General features: G+C 67.5%; 19 protein-coding genes and 1 tRNA gene. 9 read left to right on the top strand and 11 right to left on the bottom strand.

What is annotated here, in order from left to right:
- Positions 1-106 precede the first annotated feature (106 nt).
- From CFB45_RS01295 to CFB45_RS01285, 3 genes are all read left to right on the top strand, one after another.
- A complete protein-coding gene (locus tag CFB45_RS01295) occupies positions 107-1447 on the top strand; it encodes an MFS transporter (RefSeq protein ID WP_089424260.1) in 1341 nt (446 codons plus the stop codon).
- A 62-nt stretch (positions 1448-1509) separates the two neighbouring features.
- Positions 1510-2907, top strand: coding sequence for an enolase C-terminal domain-like protein (locus tag CFB45_RS01290; RefSeq protein WP_089424298.1), 1398 nt, complete (start codon positions 1510-1512; stop codon positions 2905-2907).
- 126 nt (positions 2908-3033) lie between these two features.
- On the top strand, positions 3034-3345 hold the full coding sequence (locus CFB45_RS01285; protein ID WP_089424259.1) for a hypothetical protein: 312 nt from the start codon (positions 3034-3036) through the stop codon (positions 3343-3345).
- Between the two features lie 120 nt (positions 3346-3465).
- Here the strand turns inward: CFB45_RS01285 and CFB45_RS01280 are convergent.
- From CFB45_RS01280 to CFB45_RS01260, 5 genes are all read right to left on the bottom strand, one after another.
- Positions 3466-3541 (bottom strand) — tRNA-Ala (locus CFB45_RS01280).
- A 66-nt stretch (positions 3542-3607) separates the two neighbouring features.
- Positions 3608-3970, bottom strand: a complete 363-nt coding sequence (locus CFB45_RS01275) for a c-type cytochrome (protein WP_089424258.1) — start codon at positions 3968-3970, stop codon at positions 3608-3610.
- Positions 3967-4767 (bottom strand): BON domain-containing protein, encoded by an 801-nt coding sequence (locus CFB45_RS01270; RefSeq protein WP_089424297.1) that lies wholly within the window; start codon positions 4765-4767, stop codon positions 3967-3969. The genes CFB45_RS01275 and CFB45_RS01270 overlap by 4 nt, the downstream gene beginning before the upstream one ends.
- Before the next feature lie 17 nt (positions 4768-4784).
- Entirely contained in the window at positions 4785-5369 is a 585-nt protein-coding gene (locus CFB45_RS01265; RefSeq protein WP_069246887.1) for an SIS domain-containing protein, read from the bottom strand.
- A gap of 126 nt (positions 5370-5495) precedes the next feature.
- On the bottom strand, positions 5496-5924 hold the full coding sequence (locus CFB45_RS01260; RefSeq protein ID WP_174976294.1) for a YraN family protein: 429 nt from the start codon (positions 5922-5924) through the stop codon (positions 5496-5498).
- A gap of 46 nt (positions 5925-5970) precedes the next feature.
- Between CFB45_RS01260 and rsmI the strand changes: the two genes are divergently transcribed.
- Positions 5971-6852 (top strand): 16S rRNA (cytidine(1402)-2'-O)-methyltransferase, encoded by an 882-nt coding sequence (gene rsmI, locus CFB45_RS01255; protein ID WP_089424256.1) that lies wholly within the window; start codon positions 5971-5973, stop codon positions 6850-6852.
- 108 nt (positions 6853-6960) lie between these two features.
- On the opposite strand, the gene CFB45_RS01250 is transcribed toward rsmI, so the two are convergent.
- Positions 6961-7569 (bottom strand): septal ring lytic transglycosylase RlpA family protein, encoded by a 609-nt coding sequence (locus CFB45_RS01250; RefSeq protein WP_089424296.1) that lies wholly within the window; start codon positions 7567-7569, stop codon positions 6961-6963.
- A gap of 657 nt (positions 7570-8226) precedes the next feature.
- Here CFB45_RS01250 and CFB45_RS01245 point away from each other — a divergent pair.
- The 3 genes from CFB45_RS01245 to CFB45_RS01235 all read left to right on the top strand — a co-directional run bounded on the left by CFB45_RS01245 (position 8227) and on the right by CFB45_RS01235 (position 10077).
- On the top strand, positions 8227-8871 hold the full coding sequence (locus CFB45_RS01245) for an MBL fold metallo-hydrolase (RefSeq protein ID WP_043185095.1): 645 nt from the start codon (positions 8227-8229) through the stop codon (positions 8869-8871).
- A complete protein-coding gene (locus tag CFB45_RS01240) occupies positions 8868-9527 on the top strand; it encodes an exonuclease (RefSeq protein WP_089424255.1) in 660 nt (219 codons plus the stop codon). Before CFB45_RS01245 ends, CFB45_RS01240 begins: the two co-directional genes overlap by 4 nt.
- Positions 9528-9606: 79 nt before the next feature.
- On the top strand, positions 9607-10077 hold the full coding sequence (locus CFB45_RS01235) for an Lrp/AsnC family transcriptional regulator (protein ID WP_011882933.1): 471 nt from the start codon (positions 9607-9609) through the stop codon (positions 10075-10077).
- Positions 10078-10125: 48 nt separating this feature from the next.
- On the opposite strand, the gene CFB45_RS01230 is transcribed toward CFB45_RS01235, so the two are convergent.
- The 3 genes from CFB45_RS01230 to CFB45_RS01220 all read right to left on the bottom strand — a co-directional run bounded on the left by CFB45_RS01230 (position 10126) and on the right by CFB45_RS01220 (position 12843).
- Positions 10126-11283 carry a cation diffusion facilitator family transporter gene (locus CFB45_RS01230; RefSeq protein ID WP_089424254.1) on the bottom strand — a complete coding sequence of 386 codons (1158 nt, stop codon included), beginning with the start codon at positions 11281-11283 and terminating at the stop codon, positions 10126-10128.
- 241 nt (positions 11284-11524) lie between these two features.
- Positions 11525-11818 carry an H-NS histone family protein gene (locus CFB45_RS01225; RefSeq protein WP_006491875.1) on the bottom strand — a complete coding sequence of 98 codons (294 nt, stop codon included), beginning with the start codon at positions 11816-11818 and terminating at the stop codon, positions 11525-11527.
- 365 nt (positions 11819-12183) lie between these two features.
- Positions 12184-12843 (bottom strand): HugZ family pyridoxamine 5'-phosphate oxidase, encoded by a 660-nt coding sequence (locus tag CFB45_RS01220; protein ID WP_089424253.1) that lies wholly within the window; start codon positions 12841-12843, stop codon positions 12184-12186.
- 249 nt (positions 12844-13092) lie between these two features.
- Here CFB45_RS01220 and CFB45_RS01215 point away from each other — a divergent pair, with 249 nt between their 5' ends.
- Positions 13093-14310 (top strand): MFS transporter, encoded by a 1218-nt coding sequence (locus tag CFB45_RS01215; RefSeq protein WP_179255029.1) that lies wholly within the window; start codon positions 13093-13095, stop codon positions 14308-14310.
- A gap of 88 nt (positions 14311-14398) precedes the next feature.
- Here the strand turns inward: CFB45_RS01215 and CFB45_RS01210 are convergent, their stop codons facing one another.
- Both CFB45_RS01210 and CFB45_RS01205 read right to left on the bottom strand, forming a co-directional pair.
- On the bottom strand, positions 14399-15541 hold the full coding sequence (locus CFB45_RS01210; protein ID WP_069246879.1) for a branched-chain amino acid ABC transporter substrate-binding protein: 1143 nt from the start codon (positions 15539-15541) through the stop codon (positions 14399-14401).
- 417 nt (positions 15542-15958) lie between these two features.
- Positions 15959-17038 (bottom strand): NAD(P)H-dependent flavin oxidoreductase, encoded by a 1080-nt coding sequence (locus CFB45_RS01205; protein WP_089424251.1) that lies wholly within the window; start codon positions 17036-17038, stop codon positions 15959-15961.
- 223 nt (positions 17039-17261) lie between these two features.
- On the opposite strand from CFB45_RS01205, the gene CFB45_RS01200 reads away from it, so the two are divergent.
- Positions 17262-17954 carry a dienelactone hydrolase family protein gene (locus CFB45_RS01200; RefSeq protein WP_089424250.1) on the top strand — a complete coding sequence of 231 codons (693 nt, stop codon included), beginning with the start codon at positions 17262-17264 and terminating at the stop codon, positions 17952-17954.
- Positions 17955-17974: the final 20 nt, after the last annotated feature.

Here is a 17974-nt window from a genome sequence, read left to right as displayed (position 1 = left end):
CCTGCGGTAGCGGCGTCCGGCCTCCGGCCGGCAGCCCCCATACGAATGGCGCGCATCGACGCGCCTGCCGCACGACGGCACCTTCCGCCCTTCGGAGGAGACAGTCATGAATCCGCTTCAAGCGCTGCCGGCGTCCGCGTCGGCAACGGCCCGGCGCACGCGCGTGCGCTGGCTGGTGCTGGCCGTCCTGTTCGCGGTCACGACGATCAACTACGCGGATCGCGCGGCGATCGCGATCGCCGGCCCGAGCCTCGCCCGCGCGCTGCACCTGAGCCACGTGCAGATGGGCTTCATCTTTTCCGCGTTCGGCTGGTCGTACGTGGTCGCGCAACTGCCGGGCGGCTGGCTGCTCGACCGCTACGGGTCGCGCATCGTCTATGCGTTCAGCATCTTCTTCTGGTCGCTGTTCACGCTGCTGCAAGGCGGGATCGGCTTCTTCGGCGGCGCGGCCGCGTTCGCGCTGCTGTTCGGGCTGCGCTTCCTGGTCGGCGCGGCCGAGGCGCCGTCGTTCCCGGCCAACAGCCGGATCGTGTCCGCGTGGTTCCCTGCGCCCGAACGCGGCACCGCGTCGGCGATCTTCAACGCCGCGCAGTACGCGGCGACCGTCGTGTTCGCGCCGCTGATGGGCTGGCTCGTGCACGCGTTCGGCTGGCAGTCGGTGTTCGCGGTGATGGGCGTGCTCGGCTTCGCGTTCGTCCTGGTGTGGAACCGCACGATGTACGACCCGAAGGACCACCCGACCATCAACCGCGCGGAGCTCGACTACCTCGCCGAAGGCGGCGCGCTCGTCAACATCGACCAGGCGACCGGCGGCCGCGACGGCGGCCCGTCGATGCGCCACGTGAAGGCGCTGCTGAAGAGCCGGATGCTGATCGGCGTGTACGTCGCGCAGTACTGCATCAACGCGCTCACCTATTTCTTCATCACGTGGTTTCCCGTCTATCTCGTGCAGGCGCGCGGGATGTCGATCCTCAACGCGGGGCTCGTCGCGTCGATCCCGGCCGTGTGCGGGTTCCTCGGCGGGATTCTCGGCGGCGTCGTGTCCGACGGGCTGCTCAAGCAGGGCCGCTCGCTGTCGGTCGCGCGCAAGGTGCCGATCGTGGTCGGCATGCTGCTGTCGATGTCGATGATCGTCTGCAACTACACCGATTCGCACGTGCTCGTCGTGCTGTTCATGGCGCTGTCGTTCTTCGGCAAGGGGCTCGGCGCGCTCGGCTGGGCCGTCAACGCCGACACCGCGCCGCGCCAGATCGCGGGCCTGAGCGGCGCGCTGCTCAACACGTGCGGCAACCTCTCCAGCATCACGACGCCGATCGCGATCGGCTACATCGTCGACCGCAGCGGCTCGTTCAACGGCGCGCTCGTCTACGTGGTCGCGCACGCGCTCGTCGCCGTGATCTGCTACCTGTTCGTCGTCGGCGAGATCCGCCGCGTCGAGCTTCAATGAACGGCGCGGGCCGCGCCGGCGCAGCCGGCGGCCCGTGCCCCACCGGAACCAGGAGCGAGCCGATGTCCGATTCCCGCCGTGCCGGCACCCCGCGCGTCACGCGCATGCAGGTGATTCCCGTCGCCGGCCGCGACAGCATGCTGCTCAACCTGTGCGGCGCGCACGCGCCGTACTTCACGCGCAACCTCGTGATCCTCGACGACAGCAGCGGACACACGGGCGTCGGCGAAGTGCCAGGCGGCGAAGGCATCCGCCACGCGCTCGAGCGCATGACGGATCTCGTGGTCGGCCAGTCGATCGGACGCTACCAGGCGACGCTCAACGTGGTGCGCGCGACGCTGTCCGGAGCGGGCGCGGGTGCGGGCCGCACGATCCGGCACGAGGTGACGTCGGCCGGCGAAGCCGCGGTGCTGCGCCAGCCGCACGAGATCAACCTGCGGCTCGACAACGTGATCACCGCGATCGAGGCCGCGCTGCTCGACCTGCTCGGCCAGCATCTCGACGTGCCGGTCGCGGCGCTGCTCGGTGAAGGGCAGCAGCGCGATGCGGTGCCGATGCTCGCGTACCTGTTCTATCTCGGCGATCGCGGCCGCACCGACCTGCCGTATCGCGACGAGGCGCAGGCGTCGGATGCATGGTTCCGGCTGCGCAACGAGGAAGCGCTCACGCCGGCCGCGATCGCGCGGCAGGCCGAGGCCGCAGTCGATCGCTACGGCTTCGCCGATTTCAAGCTGAAGGGCGGCGTGATGGCCGGCGCCGACGAGATGGAAGCGATCGCCGCGATCAAGGCACGCTTCCCCGACGCCCGCGCGACGCTCGACCCGAACGGCGCGTGGTCGCTCGACGAGGCCGTCGCGCTATGCCGCGGACAAGGCCACCTGCTCGCGTATGCGGAAGATCCGTGCGGGCCGGAAGGCGGCTATTCGGGCCGCGAGGTGATGGCCGAATTCCGCCGCGCGACGGGAATCCCGACCGCGACCAACATGATCGCGACCGACTGGCGGCAGATGGATCATGCGGTGCGGCTGCAGGCGGTCGACATCCCGCTCGCCGACCCGCATTTCTGGACGATGCAGGGCTCGGTGCGGCTCGCGCAGCTGTGCCGCGACTGGGGGCTCACGTGGGGTTCGCACTCGAACAACCACTTCGACGTGTCGCTCGCGATGTTCACGCATGCGGCGGCGGCCGCGCCCGGCACGATCACCGCGATCGACACGCACTGGATCTGGCAGGAAGGCGATGCGCGGCTCACGCGCGAGCCGCTGAAGATCGTCGGGGGCCAGGTGGCCGTGCCGGAGCGGCCGGGGCTCGGGATCGAGCTCGACATGGCGCAGGTCGAGGCCGCGCATGCGCTTTATCGGCAAGTCGGCGGCACGGCGCGCGACGACGCGGTCGCGATGCGCTATCTCGTGCCGGGGTGGACGTACGATCCGAAGCGGCCGAGTTTCGGGCGGGGGTGAAGGCGGCGGCGGGCAGCGGCGGGTGGTTGCCAAACATCGGAAACGCCCGCATCCTGCTGGCTGCCTGAACCTGCCCGCGTGGCGACCGGTTCGGCGGCCCGTCCACCCGAATAAGAACCATCCGTCATGACGTCTTCCGATCCGACACCGCGACAGCTGGTCGTCTACATCCTGTATTCGGTGCTGGGCCTGCCCGCGAGCATGACCGCCGCCGGTTACGGCGCGACGCTGATGACGCGGAACGTATCGAACTTCGAAGGCGGCGCCGGCTACGCGGCGCTCTGGTGGATCATCCTGCTGACCTGCGCGTTCTATGCGCTGTCGTTCGTCATCTTCGCGCTGCTGCGGAAGAGAACAGTGATTCTCGCGGTCATGACGGTGGCGTTCGCCGCGTTGGCGGTGCCGACGTTCAGGCTCGCGCACGAACTGCTGACCTGACTGACCGGCCACCGGTCGACCCACTCCGCCACGTCGAGTACGGTGCCTGGCCCGGCCTGCCATCGCGGACCCACACAAACAAAAAGGCCCGATCTTGCGATCGAGCCCTTCGAATTCCGTTGGTGGAGCGGAGGAGGATCGAACTCCCGACCTTCGCATTGCGAACGCGACGCTCTCCCAGCTGAGCTACCGCCCCAACAGTCAACCATCATACACACGCATTTCCGCGCTTGGCAATAGGGGTTGAATCGCCCCTGACACCTTACTTTGACGGCGCGCCAGCCAGCACCCATTCGACCACCGAACGCACGTCGGCGTCGCTCATGCGCGGGTGCGCGGGCATCGGAATGGCGCCCCAGACGCCCGAGCCGCCCTCCTTCACCTTCTTCGACAGCTTGGCCACGGCCTGCGGATCGGCCTTGTAGCGGGCGGCGATATCCTTGAACGACGGGCCGACGAGCTTGCGGTCGATCGCGTGGCAGCCCATGCAGGCGTTGCCGCGCGCGACCTTCAGGCCGTCACCGACATCCGCATGCGCGACGCCCAGCGCGCCAATCGCGAGCGCCGCGGCCGCGACGCCCTGCACCATCCACTGTTTCATCTGCTTCATCTGCCTGTTCTTCATTGCGCCGGGGCCTTCGGGTTGCCCGGGTGCACGTTCGACGAATTCGAGATCGGCGCGGGCGGCTGCAGCGGCGCGGACTGCACCGACGCGTCGGGCACGGCGCCCACCGTCGCGGTATCCGCCGGCGCGGCGGCAGCCTGCGCGCCAGATGCGCCGCTCGCGGGCGACGCGTTCTGCAGCGCCTGCGCGTCCTGCGGCTTCACGTACTGGAACACCTTCACGACCTTCTCGACGCCCGGCACCTGGCTGGCGGCTTCCGCGCCGCGATTGCCCTCGTCGACCGTCACGAGCCCCATCAGGTAAAGGTTGCCGCGTTCGCTGACGACCTTGTAGTAGTTCGACGAGATGCCCTTCGTCGCAATCAGCTCGGACTTCACGCGCCCTTCGAGGTACGAGTCGTTCGCGCGCGACGACAGCGACGACGCCGGCTCGACCGACAGCTCGTTGACGATGCCGTTCACGTTGTTGATGCCGCGCACGATTTCCTCGGCGCGCTGCTTCGATGCATCGTTCGGCACTTCGCCCGTCAGCAGCACGCGGCGGTTGAACACCGTCACGTTCACGTGCGACTGGTCGGGCAGCCCGTTGTTGATCTGCGTGAGCGACTTGACCTGGATCTCGCGATCTTCCGTCTGCGCGCCGAGCGTACGGCGATCGGTCGCGATCAGCGCGCCGCCGCCGGCCGCTGCGCCCACGACCCCGAGCACACAACCTTGCAGCGACACGGCGAGGCCCGCCGTCAGCGCAGCGAGCAGCGTGGTTCTGACGAGCGTCTGTTTGACGCGGCTTTGATTCATCGACGGCTCTCCTTCGTTCAATCCTCACCCAGCAGCATCGCGTCGATGCCGTCGCACAGGCAGTGGATGGTCAGCAGATGGACTTCGTGGATGCGCGCCGCGCGAACGGCGGGCACGCTGATCGGAATATCGGTATCGGACAGCGCGGCGGCGACCGCATGGCCGTCGCCGCCCGTCAGCGCGACGACGGTCATCTCGCGCTCGTGCGCTTCGTCGATCGCCGCCAGCACGCGCGGCGACGCGCCGGCCGGATCGAGCACCAGCAGGATGTCGCCGGTCTGGCCGAGCACGCGCACCTGCTGCGCGAACAGCTGATCGGCGGACACCGCGCCCGCGAGGCCGCCCTGCGACGCATCGGTGGCCAGCGCGATCGCGGGCAGGCCCGGGCGCTCGCGCTCGAAGCCGCCGACGAGTGACACGGCGAGGTAATGCGCGGCGGCGGCTGACGGGCCGTCACCGCACGCGACGATCTTGTTGCCGTTCGCCAGCGCGGCGAACATCGCATCGACCGCGGCTGCGATCGGCAGCGACAGCGCGTCGGCCGCTTCGGCGTGAAGCGCGGCGCTGTCGCGGAAATGTTGCTGAATACGTTCGACTGACATCGATTCCTGGTGAACTGGGCGCGTGGCACGCATCGCGCGACATCGTGGGTGCGGCGAGTTTACCGTACTCCGGCACCCTCTCCGGCGGTCCGGCAAGAACTCTTTACATCTCGTCACAGCTCGCCGCTACGCATCGTCGGCACGAAATGCGTCGCGCAGCCACGCGAGCCGGCCGGCCTCGAACGCGACGACGTCGAAGCGGCACGCGGCGCCGGCGCCGTGCCGCGCCCAGAACTGGAGCGCGGCCGCCACCAGGCGACGCCGCTTGCGCCAGCCGACGCTCGCGGCCGCGCCGCCATGCCGGACGCTGCGCCGCGCGCGCACCTCGACGAACACGAGCATGCCGTCAGGCTCGCGCATCACGAGATCGAGCTCGCCACCGCGCATCGTCACGTTCGCCGCGACGAACCCGAGGCCGCGGCGTTCGAGAAACTGCCGCGCGCGCAGCTCGAATGCCGCGCCGACCGGTTTGGATCGCGCCGCATCCGAAAAGTTGTCGCCGGCGCGCACCAAACCGCGCCCGTCGCCCGGCCGGGCCGGCGCCGCGTGGCACAATGCCGTCCTTGTTCCGCTTGCGCCGCGATTGCGCGCATTGCCTGCCATGACTGCCCTCCTCGAACTCGCGCACACGCAGCACTACCCGGACGCCGCGCTCTACGTGGTCGCCACGCCGATCGGCAACACCGCCGACATCACGCTGCGCGCGCTGCACGTGCTCGGCCTCGCCGACCGCATCGCGGCCGAAGACACCCGCAACACGGGCCAGCTGCTCGCCCGCTACGGGATCTCGAAACCGCTCGTCGCCGTGCACGAGCACAACGAACGCGAAGCCGCGCAACGCGTGATCGAACTGCTGCGCGGCGGCGAGCGCGTGGCCTATGTATCGGACGCCGGCACGCCCGGCATCTCGGATCCCGGCGCGCGGCTCGTCGACGCGGTGCGCGCCGCCGGCTTCGCGGTGATTCCGCTGCCGGGCGCGAGCGCGGCCGTGACCGCGCTGAGCGTGGCCGGCGACTGGGCCGGCGCGTTCACGTTCGCGGGCTTCCTGCCGCCGAAGACGAAGCAGCGCGCGACCGCGCTGCAGGCGCTGGTATCGCACCCGTATGCACTGGTGTTCTACGAGGCCCCGCACCGGATCGCCGAAACCGTCGCCGCACTCGCCGACGCATTCGGCCCCGCGCGCCGGCTGCTGATCGCGCGCGAGCTCACCAAGCTACACGAGCAGTTGTTCCAGGGCACCCTGGCCGAAGGACAGACCTGGCTCGCCGGCGATGCGAACCGGCAGCGCGGCGAGTTCGTGCTGGTGGTCGAAGGCGCACCGGCGACGAGCGGCGAAGCCGACGACACCGCGCACGACGCGCTGCTCAAGCTGCTGCTGGAAGAGGTGCCGGTGAAGAGCGCGGCCAAGCTCGCGGCCGCGCTGACGGGCGCGTCGCGCAACACGCTGTATGCGCGTGCGCTGGCGCTGAAGGACGAAAGCTGACACGCGAGGCGGCCGGCACCGGGAAGCCGGCGCCGGCATCGCGCCGCGCAGGAAAGACAAAGGGCTGCCCGCGGGCAGCCCTTTTGCATGAGCGGTCGAGCCGCTGCGTTACTTCGCCGAGACCGACGCGAACATTTCGTCGCGTGCCTCGCGCGCTTCCTGCGGCGACAGCCCTTCGATCTTCACGCGGCCCGTGCCGGCGTGCACGAGGCCGATCATCTTGGCGGCCGCATACGACAGGTCGAGCACACGACCGCGCTTGAACGGCCCGCGATCGTTGACCTTCACGACGACCCACTTGCCGGTCGACGCGTTCGTCACCTTGATGTACGACGACAGCGGCAGCGTGCGGTGTGCGGCGGTGAGTGCATTCATGTTGAAGCGCTCGCCGTTCGCGGTGCGGCGGCCGTGGAAGTCCCGCCCGTACCACGATGCGCGGCCCGTCTGGCGGAAATCGGACACATCCTTGCCGTCGATCGGCTCGGCGTCCGCCAGCGACGACTTCTTCGCGTCCTTGCTGTCGGCAGCCGGCATCGATGCCAGCGCGGAATCAAAGTTCAGCTGCTTGTCGCTATCCGCCTTCGCGGCGGCGGCCGTCTTGTCGACGGCGTTCTTCTGGTTCGCGCTACCGGTGGTCTGGCTGGGTGGCACCGCGCAGCCCGTCAGCGCAAAAAACAATGCAATGGTCCCGAATCGACTCGGAAAACGTAAATTCATCGACGTGTCGCCTTCTGGTTCGGGCCGCGCCTTCATCACACCGATTCACGGCGCGGATATGCGGCCCGGACGGCAAATGCGTGCACGCCCCGCTCGGATGCGAGCAGGCGGCTAGCATGGGCGCGGCTTTCGTCTAGGCCGCAACCGTCCTGATTAGCTTTCACGTCTGGCGCAACCTGTCCCCAACAGCCTGACCAGACCCCACATGCCGCCATCGAACATGGCTTCACGTTCGCGCGCGTCGAAACGACCGACTCACAGGAACGGCGGCACAGGCCCCATCCGGCGGCGCGGCAGCAGGGCCGCAGGCGGGCGCGCAGCACCCGGCCGGACAAGACGTGAGCACCGAATATTCGGTGCTGGATACACCGCCGGACTCCCCGGCGGCTGATGCTTGACGGTGCCTCCGACGCCCCTTTTTTAACGGGGCCGAAACACCAGCGAATTGCGTGAAATTCACGTGCAATGGGGCGCATTATACATAAACCAAAAGGTTGTCTCGAAAAGCGCCCGTCGGGGACCATTGATTCTCACTATGGCCGTAACAATCGACATGCTCCGGGAATGCCCGGAGGCGTCCGCCGCGACGCGCGTCGCGCGACCGGCAGGCGGCACGCGCGACCGGTACAATCGCTCCTTTTAGCCGCCGGTGCCTCCATGAAAGTCACGCTCATTCCGGTCACGCCGTTCCAGCAGAACTGCTCGCTGCTCGTCTGCGAGAAAACGGGCCGCGCCGCCGTCGTCGATCCGGGCGGCGATCTCGACCGGATCGAACAGGAAGTCGCGCGGCAGAACGTGCAGGTCGAGAAGGTGCTGCTCACGCACGGGCACATCGATCACTGCGCGGGCGCGAAGACGCTCGCGACGCATTACGGCGTGCCGATCGAGGGGCCGCAGGAAGAAGAGCGCTTCTGGATCGAGAAGCTGCCGATGCAGAGCGAGCGCTTCGGCTTTCCGGCCGCCGAAACCTTCGAGCCGGATCACTGGCTGAACGACGGCGACACCGTGCAGTTCGGCGACGAGACGCTTGAGGTCTATCACTGCCCGGGCCACACGCCCGGCCACGTCGTGTTCTTCAGCCGCGCGCATCGCGTCGCGATCGTCGGCGACGTGCTGTTCGCGGGCTCGATCGGCCGCACCGATTTTCCGCGCGGCAATCACGAGGATCTCGTCCGGTCGATCAAGGAGAAGCTGTGGCCGCTCGGCGACGACGTGACGTTCGTGCCGGGCCACGGCCCGGTGTCGACGTTCGGCGACGAGCGCCGCACCAACCCGTTCGTGTCCGACAAGGTATTCGGATGAACCAGACCGCCATCCCGGAAATCTACGTCAGCACCGACGTCGAGGCCGACGGCCCGATTCCCGGCCCGCACTCGATGCTGAGCTTCGCGTCGGCCGCCTATACCGAGGACAAGCAGCTGATCGCGACGTTCTCGGCCAATCTCGACACGCTGCCCGGCGCGCAGGCGCACCCGGTGCAGGAAGCGTGGTGGAAGACCGAGCCCGAAGCATGGGCCGCGTGCCGGAAGGATCTGCAGGCACCCGAAGCGGCGCTGCTCGCGTACGTCGACTGGGTCGAGGCGCTGCCCGGCAAGCCGGTGTTCGTCGCGATGCCGGCGGGCTTCGATTTCACGTTCATGTTCTGGTACATGATGCGCTTCGCGGGCCGCTGCCCGTTCTCGTGGTCGGCGCTCGACATCAAGACGCTCGCGTTCGCGATGACGGGCCTGCCGTACCGCAAGGCGATCAAGCCGCGCTTTCCGAAGCACTGGTTCGACGACCATCCGCACACGCACGTCGCGCTCGACGACGCGATCGAGCAAGGCGCGCTGTTCTGCAACATGCTGGCCGACCTGCGCCGCCAGCAGGCCGCGCTCGCGGGCCTCGCGGTGTCGGACACCGATCGGTCGGAAAACGCAGGCGCGGGACAAAATCCCACGGATCCGCGAGCAAATTAGCGAATCTCGCTCAACAACGCGACGCCAGATTGCCTTTCCTTTCCCGGCCCTCTAACATTCAGCGTGTTGTAGCTGCCGCATGGAGGCGCAGGTGACGCTCGATTCCTTTTCGCAAAAAATCCTTCGCCTGTTGCAGCTCGACGCGCGCCGCTCGGTCCAGGAAATCTCGGACCAGGTCGGCCTGTCGAGCACGCCGTGCTGGCGCCGCATCAAGGACATGGAACAGTCGGGCGTGATCCAGCGCTACACGGCGCTGCTCGATCGCGAGAAGCTCGGCCTGCACGTCTGCGCGCTCGCGCACGTGCACCTGACCCGCCACAACGAAGGCGGCGTCGAGCAGTTCGAGCGCGAGATCTCGACCTGCCCGGAAGTCACCGAGTGCTACAGCACGACCGGCGAAGCCGACTACATCCTCAAGATCGTCGCGCCGGACATCAAGGCCTACGACGTGTTCCTGCACGAACGCATCTTCAAGATCCCCGCCGTGTCGCAGGTGCGCACGAGCGTCGTGCTGCGCGAGATCAAGTTCGACACGCAACTGCCGCTGTAACGCGCCAGCACGCGCCGGCAGCCTTCTATCCCGTGTGCCCGCGGCGGGTCACGCATGCGCGGGCATCGTGCGCGTGAAGCCGATCCGGCGCGCGCCGAACTCGCGCTTCAGCGCGTCGGCGTCGAGCCTTCCAGCCAGCGCCGCGTCGGTGTCGTGCGGATCGCAGGCAAGCGTCACGTCGATCTCGAGCCCCGTACTCAGGTAATGCAGGTTGATGGCCGCCGCATGCAGCCCGCGCAGCGCGAGCGCGGCCTCGAGCCGTGCCACGATCTCGCCGCGCGGCGGCAGCGCGAGCGCCGGACGGCGCGCCGCGTCGTTCTCGGGATCGACATGGATCAGCGCATCGAGCACGCGCGCGTCGGTCAGCACGCGCGCACGCGCGGTCTCGGCGATGTAGTGCCCTTCGGAGACGGAGATTTTCGGATCGACGAGGATGTGCGCGTCGACGAGCGCGGCATCGCCCATCTTGCGCGTGCGCAGGTCGTGCACGTCGCGCACGCCCGGCGTCGCCGCGAGCAGCGCGCGGATCTCGGCCGTATCGGTCGTATCGAGCGCGCGGTCGGAGAGGTCCTGCAACGCGTCATAGCCGAACGTCCAGCCCATGCGCGCAACCATGAAGCCGACGATCGCCGCCGCGATCGGGTCGAGCAGCCGCACGCCGGCCAGGCTGCCGACGATGCCGATCGCGACGACGAGCGACGACGCGGCATCCGAACGCGCATGCCATGCATTCGCGACGAGCATCGCCGAACGGACGCGCCGCGCTTCGCGCAACATGTAGCGAAACAGCGCCTCTTTCGACACGAGCACCGTCAGCGCGACGAGCAGCGCGGAAAAATGTACCGCCGGAATGTTTTCGAGATTAACGAGGCGGTCGCCGGCCCGCCAGAGCATGCCGACGCCAACCGCAATCAGGATCGCGCCGAGAAACAGCGAGGCGACGGTCTCGTAGCGGCTGTGGCCGTAATTGTGGTCGGCATCCGGCGATGCGCCGCTATGCCGATTCGCAACCAGCACGACAAAATCCGAGATCAAATCGGAAATCGAATGCACCCCGTCAGCAATCAATGCCTGCGAATGGGCAATCACGCCGACGACGATCTGAAATGTCGCAAGCACGACATTCAGCACAATACTGACGAACGTGCTCTTGCGTGCAACCGCGTGCTTATCTGCGCTCTGCGCGTCGCCGGAAAACGTGGACATGAAATATGAGATATCGGTGAGCGATACCCGATTCTATCAAGGGCGCCCCGTGAACCCCGCCAATACCCACAAATTTCTTATTTAAATCAACCGCTTATGCGAACGGGTCGTATTTTCATTCACGCCCCATCATTACATTTTCATGACAACGCCATGTGCGCGGCGAGCGCAGAAAACAAAAAAGCCGCGCTCCTTAACGGACACGCGGCTCTTTTGAAGAGCAGGCTATTTAAACGGACGTTTAAATCGCAAACTGTTCGCGGTTCTTGCCTGCGATCCAGCGCGGCGGCTTGCCGCGGCCCGACCACGTCGCGCCCGTTTCCGGATCGCGGTATTTCGCGGCAACGCCTGCGCGCGGACGGCCAACCTTACCTGCCTTCGCGCGGCTGAGACCGAGTTCGGCGAGCGAAAAGCCGTAGTCGGCAATTTTCTGCTTCACGTCATTCAGCACTTCAGCGTATTCACGCGACTTTGCTTCTTCGATTTGCTTCTCCAGCTTCTCCCGCTGGGCCAGCAGGTCCTTGTAAGAAGACATAGTTTCCCTTTCTATCTGACCAATGGCGCCGGTCTGCAGCCAGCTCACCATTCATGAAATATATGTGCCTCGGATTTTCGAAGGCAGAGATTAGCACAAAAAAGATTTGATAGAAGCGGGATTCATGAAAATCCCGAGATCAATTGGAATTCACACGTGTCATTTTGACCGGCCACGGCCTTTTCTCAAATTTTTACGTTCCTACACAGAGATTAGGACATTAGCGATTGGCTATTAGGTCTATCAACATACGCAATTACCCTGCATTTGAAAAATAGAAGCTTTCATCGGACGACAGTTTTACGAAAATCGGATGGCGCGCCTCGCTAAACGGGCAAAGCGCGGAGCCGCCGGTATCCGCGACGTCACGTCACATCCCGCGCGCACGCCATCAGCCGCTCGCGCCATTCGCCCGCATCGGCCAATGGCGTATCGAACGGCGTACGCACGCGGCGGCCGTCATGTCGCCAGTCGGCGCCGTGGCGATCGACGCCGAGCAATTCGAGCCCGTCGCGGCGCGCCGCGCCGGCATCGTACGCGTCCCATAACGCCTGCTCCTCGTCGAACGCGAGCGGCGGCAGCGCATCGAGATGCGTGCCGTCGACCCAGCCCATGCGCCCGAACCCGCCGATATAGCGCAGCCGCTCGACGTCGAGTGCCCAGAACGTGAAATCGCCCAGCGCGAGATAGCGCGCGGCATCCGGCTCATAACGACAGTAGCGCGCGGTGACGTGCGGATCGTCGCCGAGCGGCACGAACCGGCCGAGCAGCGTCGCGCGCTCGGCGTTCAGCACGTCGCCGTCGGGCGCATCGACGACGAGGAAGCCCGCGCGCGGATCGGCGGCCAGATTGCGCGTGTGCTCCGCAAGGCCGCTCACGAGGATCACGGGACGATGGCTTGCATCGGGTGCAAACGGGACGACCGTCGGATACGGGAAACCCTGCGGATCGCGCGAATGGGTGGCGAGCGTGCCGAGCGCGCAGCGGTGCAGCAAATGCACGGCGAGAGCGGGATCGATGTTCAAGAGGACTCCTGCGGTCGAAGGGGGGCGCACCGGGCACGCCATGCGCTCCGATGTTACCCGCGGGCGCGGCGCGCCGTGCATCGGTCGAACGGCCAGGGCAGTCGATGCGGCCGAACGCGGGTCACTGACTAATCGCCGGATCATCGGCCGAACGGCCAACGCCCGGCACGATCGTAAGCGGTTCGATAGAATCGGACGAATCCGACGGGCGCCGCGTGCGTCCGTGCATTTCCTTTGATGAGCGTCATCGTGTCCGAATCCTCCTCCCCCGAATCGTCGTCCCCGTTCGCCGCGCCGCCCGACGCGCATCGCGTGCTGTCGCTGCCGGCCCGCCAGCGGGCCCGCGCGGCATCGATGGCGCTGTTCTTCGTCGCCGGCATGATGTTCGCGTCGTGGGGCGTGCACGTGCCGACCGTGCGCGACAAGTTCGCGCTGAGCCCCGGGCTGCTGTCGATCGCGCTGTTCGCGGTCGCCGTCGGCTCGATCGCCGCGATGCTGACCATCGCGCGCTGGATCGCGCGCGTCGGCTCGCGCACCGCGTGCCTCGCGGGCGGGCTCGTGATGTCGGCCTGCGCGGCGCTGATCCTCGTCGTGCCCGATTACCCGTTGCTGCTCGCCGTGCTCGCGCTGTTCGGCTTCTCGATGGCGACGCTCGACGTGGCGATGAACGCCGAGGCCAGCGCGGTCGAAATCGCGATCGGCAGGCCGATCATGTCGTCGCTGCACGGCATGTTCAGCATCGGCGGGATGGCCGGCGCGGCCGCCGGCGGCGCGCTGCTGTCGGCCGGCATGGCGCCGGCCGTGCATCTCGCGCTCGCGGCGGCGACCAGCGCGACGGTGCTCGTAGTCGCCAGCCCGGCCGTGCTCCCGCATGTGCCGCATCACGAACACGCGCACGGCGGCGGCAACCGCTGGCGCTCGCCGGCGTTGTGGATGCTCGGCGGCATCGCGCTCGTCGCGCTGATCGCCGAAGGCGCGATGTACGACTGGGCGACGGTCTACATGCGCGACGTCGTCGTGGCGAGCCCCGCGCTCGCCAGCGCCGCCTATGCCGCGTTCTCGGGCGGGATGGCCATCGCGCGCTTCGCGGGCGACGCCGTGCGCGCCCGCTTCGGCGCGCCGCAGCTCGTGTTCGCGAGCGCGTCGCTCGCCTGCGCGGGGATGATCGGCGCGCTGCTGCTGCCGTATTCGGCCACGGTGCTGACCGGCTTCACGCTGATGGGCCTCGGCCTCGCGAACATGATGCCGGTGCTGTTCGCGGCCGCCGCGCGCGTGAAAGGCATCCATGCAGCCGAAGGGCTCGCGCACGTGGCCGGCCTCGCGTATTTCGGCATGCTGTTCGGTCCGGTCGTGATCGGCGCCGTCGCGCAGGCGTCGAACCTGACGATCGGCCTGTCCGTCGTCGCGCTGTGCGCGGCGCTCGTCGCGGCCGTCGCGCCGAAGGTGCTCGCGCGGCTGAAGATCTGACGGGGCACGGCACGCGCCGGCCCAAAAAGAAAGCGCGCATGCGTTGCCGCATGCGCGCTTTCACCCCTTCTGTTGACCGCTTGTATCGTTACATCTTCACTTCGTCGAGCAGCGACTTCTTGCCGCCCTTGTAGTTGTACAGCGAGATCACGCCGTGCTGCAGGTCGCCCTTCGAGTCGAAGGTCGTCGTGCCGATCACGCCCGAGTAGTTCGTCGCCGGCATCGCGGCGAGGATCTTCGCCGGATCCGTCGAGTTCGAGCGCTTCATCGCATCGACGATGATGTACACGGCGTCATACGTGAACGGTGCGTAGATCTGGATCGGCTGGCCGAAGCGCTTCTCGTACTTCGCCTTGAACGCCGCGCCGCCCGACATCTTCTCGAGCGAAGCACCGGCTTCCGAGCACACCACGTTGTCGGTCGCGTCGCCGGCCAGGTCGGCCAGCTTTTCCGTGCACACGCCGTCGCCCGCGAAGATCTTCGCGCGCAGGCCGAGCTGCTTCGCCTGCTTCGCGAACGGGCCGCCCGTTGCGTCCATGCCGCCGTACATGATCGCGTCCGGATTCTCGCCCTTGATCTTGGTCAGAATCGCGCGGAAGTCGACCGCCTTGTCGTTCGTCGCGTCGTGCGACATCACCTTCAGGCCGAGCGCCTTGGCCTTCTTCTCGAACTCGTTCGCGAGACCCTGGCCGTACGCGGTCGAATCGTCGACCACGGCCACGCTCTTGATGCCCTTCGAGTGCGCGTAGTTCGCGAGTGCCGGGCCCTGCTGCGCATCGGTGGCCACCACGCGGTACGTGGTCTTGAAGCCCTGCTGCGTGTAGGCCGGGTTGGTCGCCGACGGCGAGATCTGCACGATGCCCGCATCGCTGTAGATCTTCGAGGCCGGGATCGACGTGCCCGAGTTCAGGTGGCCGACCACCGCGACGACCTTGTCGTCGACGAGCTTCTGCGCAACCTGCGTGGCCTGCCGCGGGTCGGCCGCGTCGTCCTGCGGGTCGAGTTGCAGCGTGATTTTCTGGCCGCCGACCGTGAGACCCTTGGCGTTGATCTCTTCAACCGCGAGACGTGCGCCGTTTTCGTTGTCCTTGCCCAGGTGTGCAATGCCGCCCGTCAAGGGCGCGACGTGGCCGATCTTGACGACTTGATCGGCCGCTGCGTTGCCCGCAGCTGCAGCGCACAGCATCGCGGCCGCGGTGATCGGCAACAGCTTTTGCATCTTGATATTCATGTAAGTCTCCAGTTTCGGTCCCAATAAAACGCCATCGCCCGGTGCCCCGCTGCCATCCCTGTGTTTGCAATCACTGGACGATTCGCCGGTTGCATCGTTCATGCACTTGGCCTCAAGCACGTGAAAACCGCCGCTTTTAGCAGCCGCCCGTCCGTACTTGCGCGCAAGTGTAGGTGATCAAATTAATTTGTGGGACTTTTTTGGGGTAGTGGTAACACTACCGATATGCACGCTTTGGAATGACGACTCGAATATCGCCGCAAGCCCCGCCGGATAAGGGTTTCCGCTAATTTCAGGTGGCTTTCTGAAAGGTCGTTTTAAAACAATCCGGGGGCATTTCGATTCGGTATTTTGTGCCCGTGATCATTGAATGAAACGCGCGTGACAACGCGCGTTTCGTCGTCCGACATGAACGCATCAGGCAGCCGCCGCACGCCATTCGGCATCGAGCGCGGCGACGAGCTGCGACGTCGTCAGCGCATCGCCGCGCCGCCGCGCGAGCGGCGCGCCCTGCCCGGCCCACAGCGACAGGTAGTCGCCGTCGTTCGCGCGCGCGGCGGCCTGGCGCAGCGGCTGGGTCAGCGCGTTCTGCACCGGGTACGGCGCGGCGTCGGCCACGCGTTCGCCGAGCCGGGCCATCAGCGTGTTGCGCAGCCCGCGCGCGTGGCGGCCGGTGATCGCGCGCGTGACCTGCGTCGACGTGTCGGTGCTCGCGAGCAGGCGCGCCTTCCAGTCCGCCGCGATCGCGCTTTCCGTGCAGGTGAGGAACGCGGTGCCGAGCTGTGCGCCCTGCGCGCCGAGCGCGAGCGCGGCCGCGATCCCGCGGCCGTCCATGATGCCGCCCGCGGCGAGCACGGGCAGGCCGGTCGCGTCGACCAGTTGCGGCACGAGCGCGAGCGTACCGATCAGCGCATCGTCGGCGGAACCGATGAACGTGCCGCGATGGCCGCCCGCCTCGGCGCCCTGCGCGGACAGCGCGTCGGCGCCGGCCGCCTGCCAGGCGAGGCCCTCGGCCACGTGCGTCGCCGTGCCGATCACGTAGGTGCCGGCCGCCTTCAGGCGCGCGACGTCGGCCGCATCGAGCACGCCGAACGTGAAGCTCGCAACGGGCACGCGCAGCGCCACGAGCGCATCGAGCTGTGCGCGGAAGTCGGGCGCATAGCGCGCGGGGACGGTGCCCGGCGGCAACCCGAGCACCGCGTTCAGCGGGTCGATCGCGGCGAGCGCGCGGGCGACGGTCGCCGCGTCGGGCGTCGCGTCCGGCAGCACGAACAGGTTGATCGCGAACGGGCGATCGGTCGCCGCGCGGATGGCTTCGACTTCGGTCGCGAGGCGCTCGGGCGCGAACGCGGCGGCGCCGAGACTGCCGAGCGCGCCGGCATTCGACGCGGCGGCGACCATCGCGGTCGTAGTCGCGCCGACCATCGGCGCCTGCACGAGCGGCAGGCGCAGGCCGAAGCGTTCGGAAAAGGGCGTGGAAAACAGACGGGCAGACATGGCGAATCCTTCGATGACGATGCGCGAAAGCGCTTTGTAAAGGCCGGCACATCGACTCTATCGAAGCGGCGCAGCGCCGAAAAATGAATAATCGAGATCGAAACGATCGCTGCGCGAGAAGCGGGCGCATGCGCTGCACCGTCACACGATCGATGGCACACTAGGCCGCCCTCTTCCACCCCGGGGCGCGCATCGCGCACCCCGTTCGCCAGGAGTTCAGAACGTGACTGCCCAATGGATCGACATCCCCGCCGGTAACGACAGCTTCGGCGGCTATCTCGCGCTGCCCAAGCGCGGCAAAGGCCCTGCCGTCATCATCATCCAGGAGATCTTCGGCGTGAACGCGCACATCCGCGCGGTGGCCGACCAGTACGCGTCCGACGGCTTCGTCGCGCTCGCGCCGGACGTGTTCTGGCGCACGCAGCCGCGCGTCGAGCTCACCTACGAAGGCGCGGATCGCGACAAGGGCATCGAGCTGATGAAAAAGACCGACGTGGGCCTCGCGGTCGCGGACATCGGCGCGGCCGCCGATGCGTTGCGCGCGCGCCCGGAAGTGGCCGGCAAGGTTGCCGCGATCGGCTACTGCTTCGGCGGCCAGCTCGCGTACCGCGCGGCCGCGACCGGCAAGATCGACGCGGCCGTGGCCTACTACGGCGGCGGTATCCAGAACGCGCTCGATCTGGCCGGCCAGATCAAGCAGCCGATCCTGTTCCACTACGCGGGACACGACCACGCGATCCCGCCCGAGGCCGTCGACCAGGTGAAGGCCGCTTTCGCCGGCCACGGCCACGCGTCGTTCCACGACTATCCGGGCGCCGAGCACGGCTTCAACTGCACGGACCGCGCGTCGTACAACCAGCGCGCGTCGGCGCTCGCGCACGGCCGCACGCTGACCTTCCTCGCCGAGCACCTCTAAAAACGGCCGGCCGCGGGCCC

The organism is Burkholderia sp. HI2500, assembly GCF_002223055.1.
In the GTDB taxonomy this organism is placed as follows: domain Bacteria; phylum Pseudomonadota; class Gammaproteobacteria; order Burkholderiales; family Burkholderiaceae; genus Burkholderia.
This window is presented reverse-complemented; position numbering and strand designations above follow the sequence as displayed.

Coding starts and splice junctions, on each gene's coding strand:
- CFB45_RS01285 (WP_089424259.1), top strand. CDS start 3,034: ATGACGTCTTCCGATCCGACACCGCGACAGCTGGTCGTCTACATCCTG.
- CFB45_RS01270 (WP_089424297.1), bottom strand. CDS start 4,767: ATGAATCAAAGCCGCGTCAAACAGACGCTCGTCAGAACCACGCTGCTC.
- CFB45_RS01230 (WP_089424254.1), bottom strand. CDS start 11,283: ATGTCCACGTTTTCCGGCGACGCGCAGAGCGCAGATAAGCACGCGGTT.
- CFB45_RS01245 (WP_043185095.1), top strand. CDS start 8,227: ATGAAAGTCACGCTCATTCCGGTCACGCCGTTCCAGCAGAACTGCTCG.
- CFB45_RS01210 (WP_069246879.1), bottom strand. CDS start 15,541: ATGAATATCAAGATGCAAAAGCTGTTGCCGATCACCGCGGCCGCGATG.
- CFB45_RS01250 (WP_089424296.1), bottom strand. CDS start 7,569: ATGAATTTACGTTTTCCGAGTCGATTCGGGACCATTGCATTGTTTTTT.
- CFB45_RS01240 (WP_089424255.1), top strand. CDS start 8,868: ATGAACCAGACCGCCATCCCGGAAATCTACGTCAGCACCGACGTCGAG.
- CFB45_RS01225 (WP_006491875.1), bottom strand. CDS start 11,818: ATGTCTTCTTACAAGGACCTGCTGGCCCAGCGGGAGAAGCTGGAGAAG.
- CFB45_RS01290 (WP_089424298.1), top strand. CDS start 1,510: ATGTCCGATTCCCGCCGTGCCGGCACCCCGCGCGTCACGCGCATGCAG.
- rsmI (WP_089424256.1), top strand. CDS start 5,971: ATGACTGCCCTCCTCGAACTCGCGCACACGCAGCACTACCCGGACGCC.
- CFB45_RS01265 (WP_069246887.1), bottom strand. CDS start 5,369: ATGTCAGTCGAACGTATTCAGCAACATTTCCGCGACAGCGCCGCGCTT.
- CFB45_RS01235 (WP_011882933.1), top strand. CDS start 9,607: ATGGAGGCGCAGGTGACGCTCGATTCCTTTTCGCAAAAAATCCTTCGC.
- CFB45_RS01275 (WP_089424258.1), bottom strand. CDS start 3,970: ATGAAGAACAGGCAGATGAAGCAGATGAAACAGTGGATGGTGCAGGGC.
- CFB45_RS01205 (WP_089424251.1), bottom strand. CDS start 17,038: ATGTCTGCCCGTCTGTTTTCCACGCCCTTTTCCGAACGCTTCGGCCTG.
- CFB45_RS01295 (WP_089424260.1), top strand. CDS start 107: ATGAATCCGCTTCAAGCGCTGCCGGCGTCCGCGTCGGCAACGGCCCGG.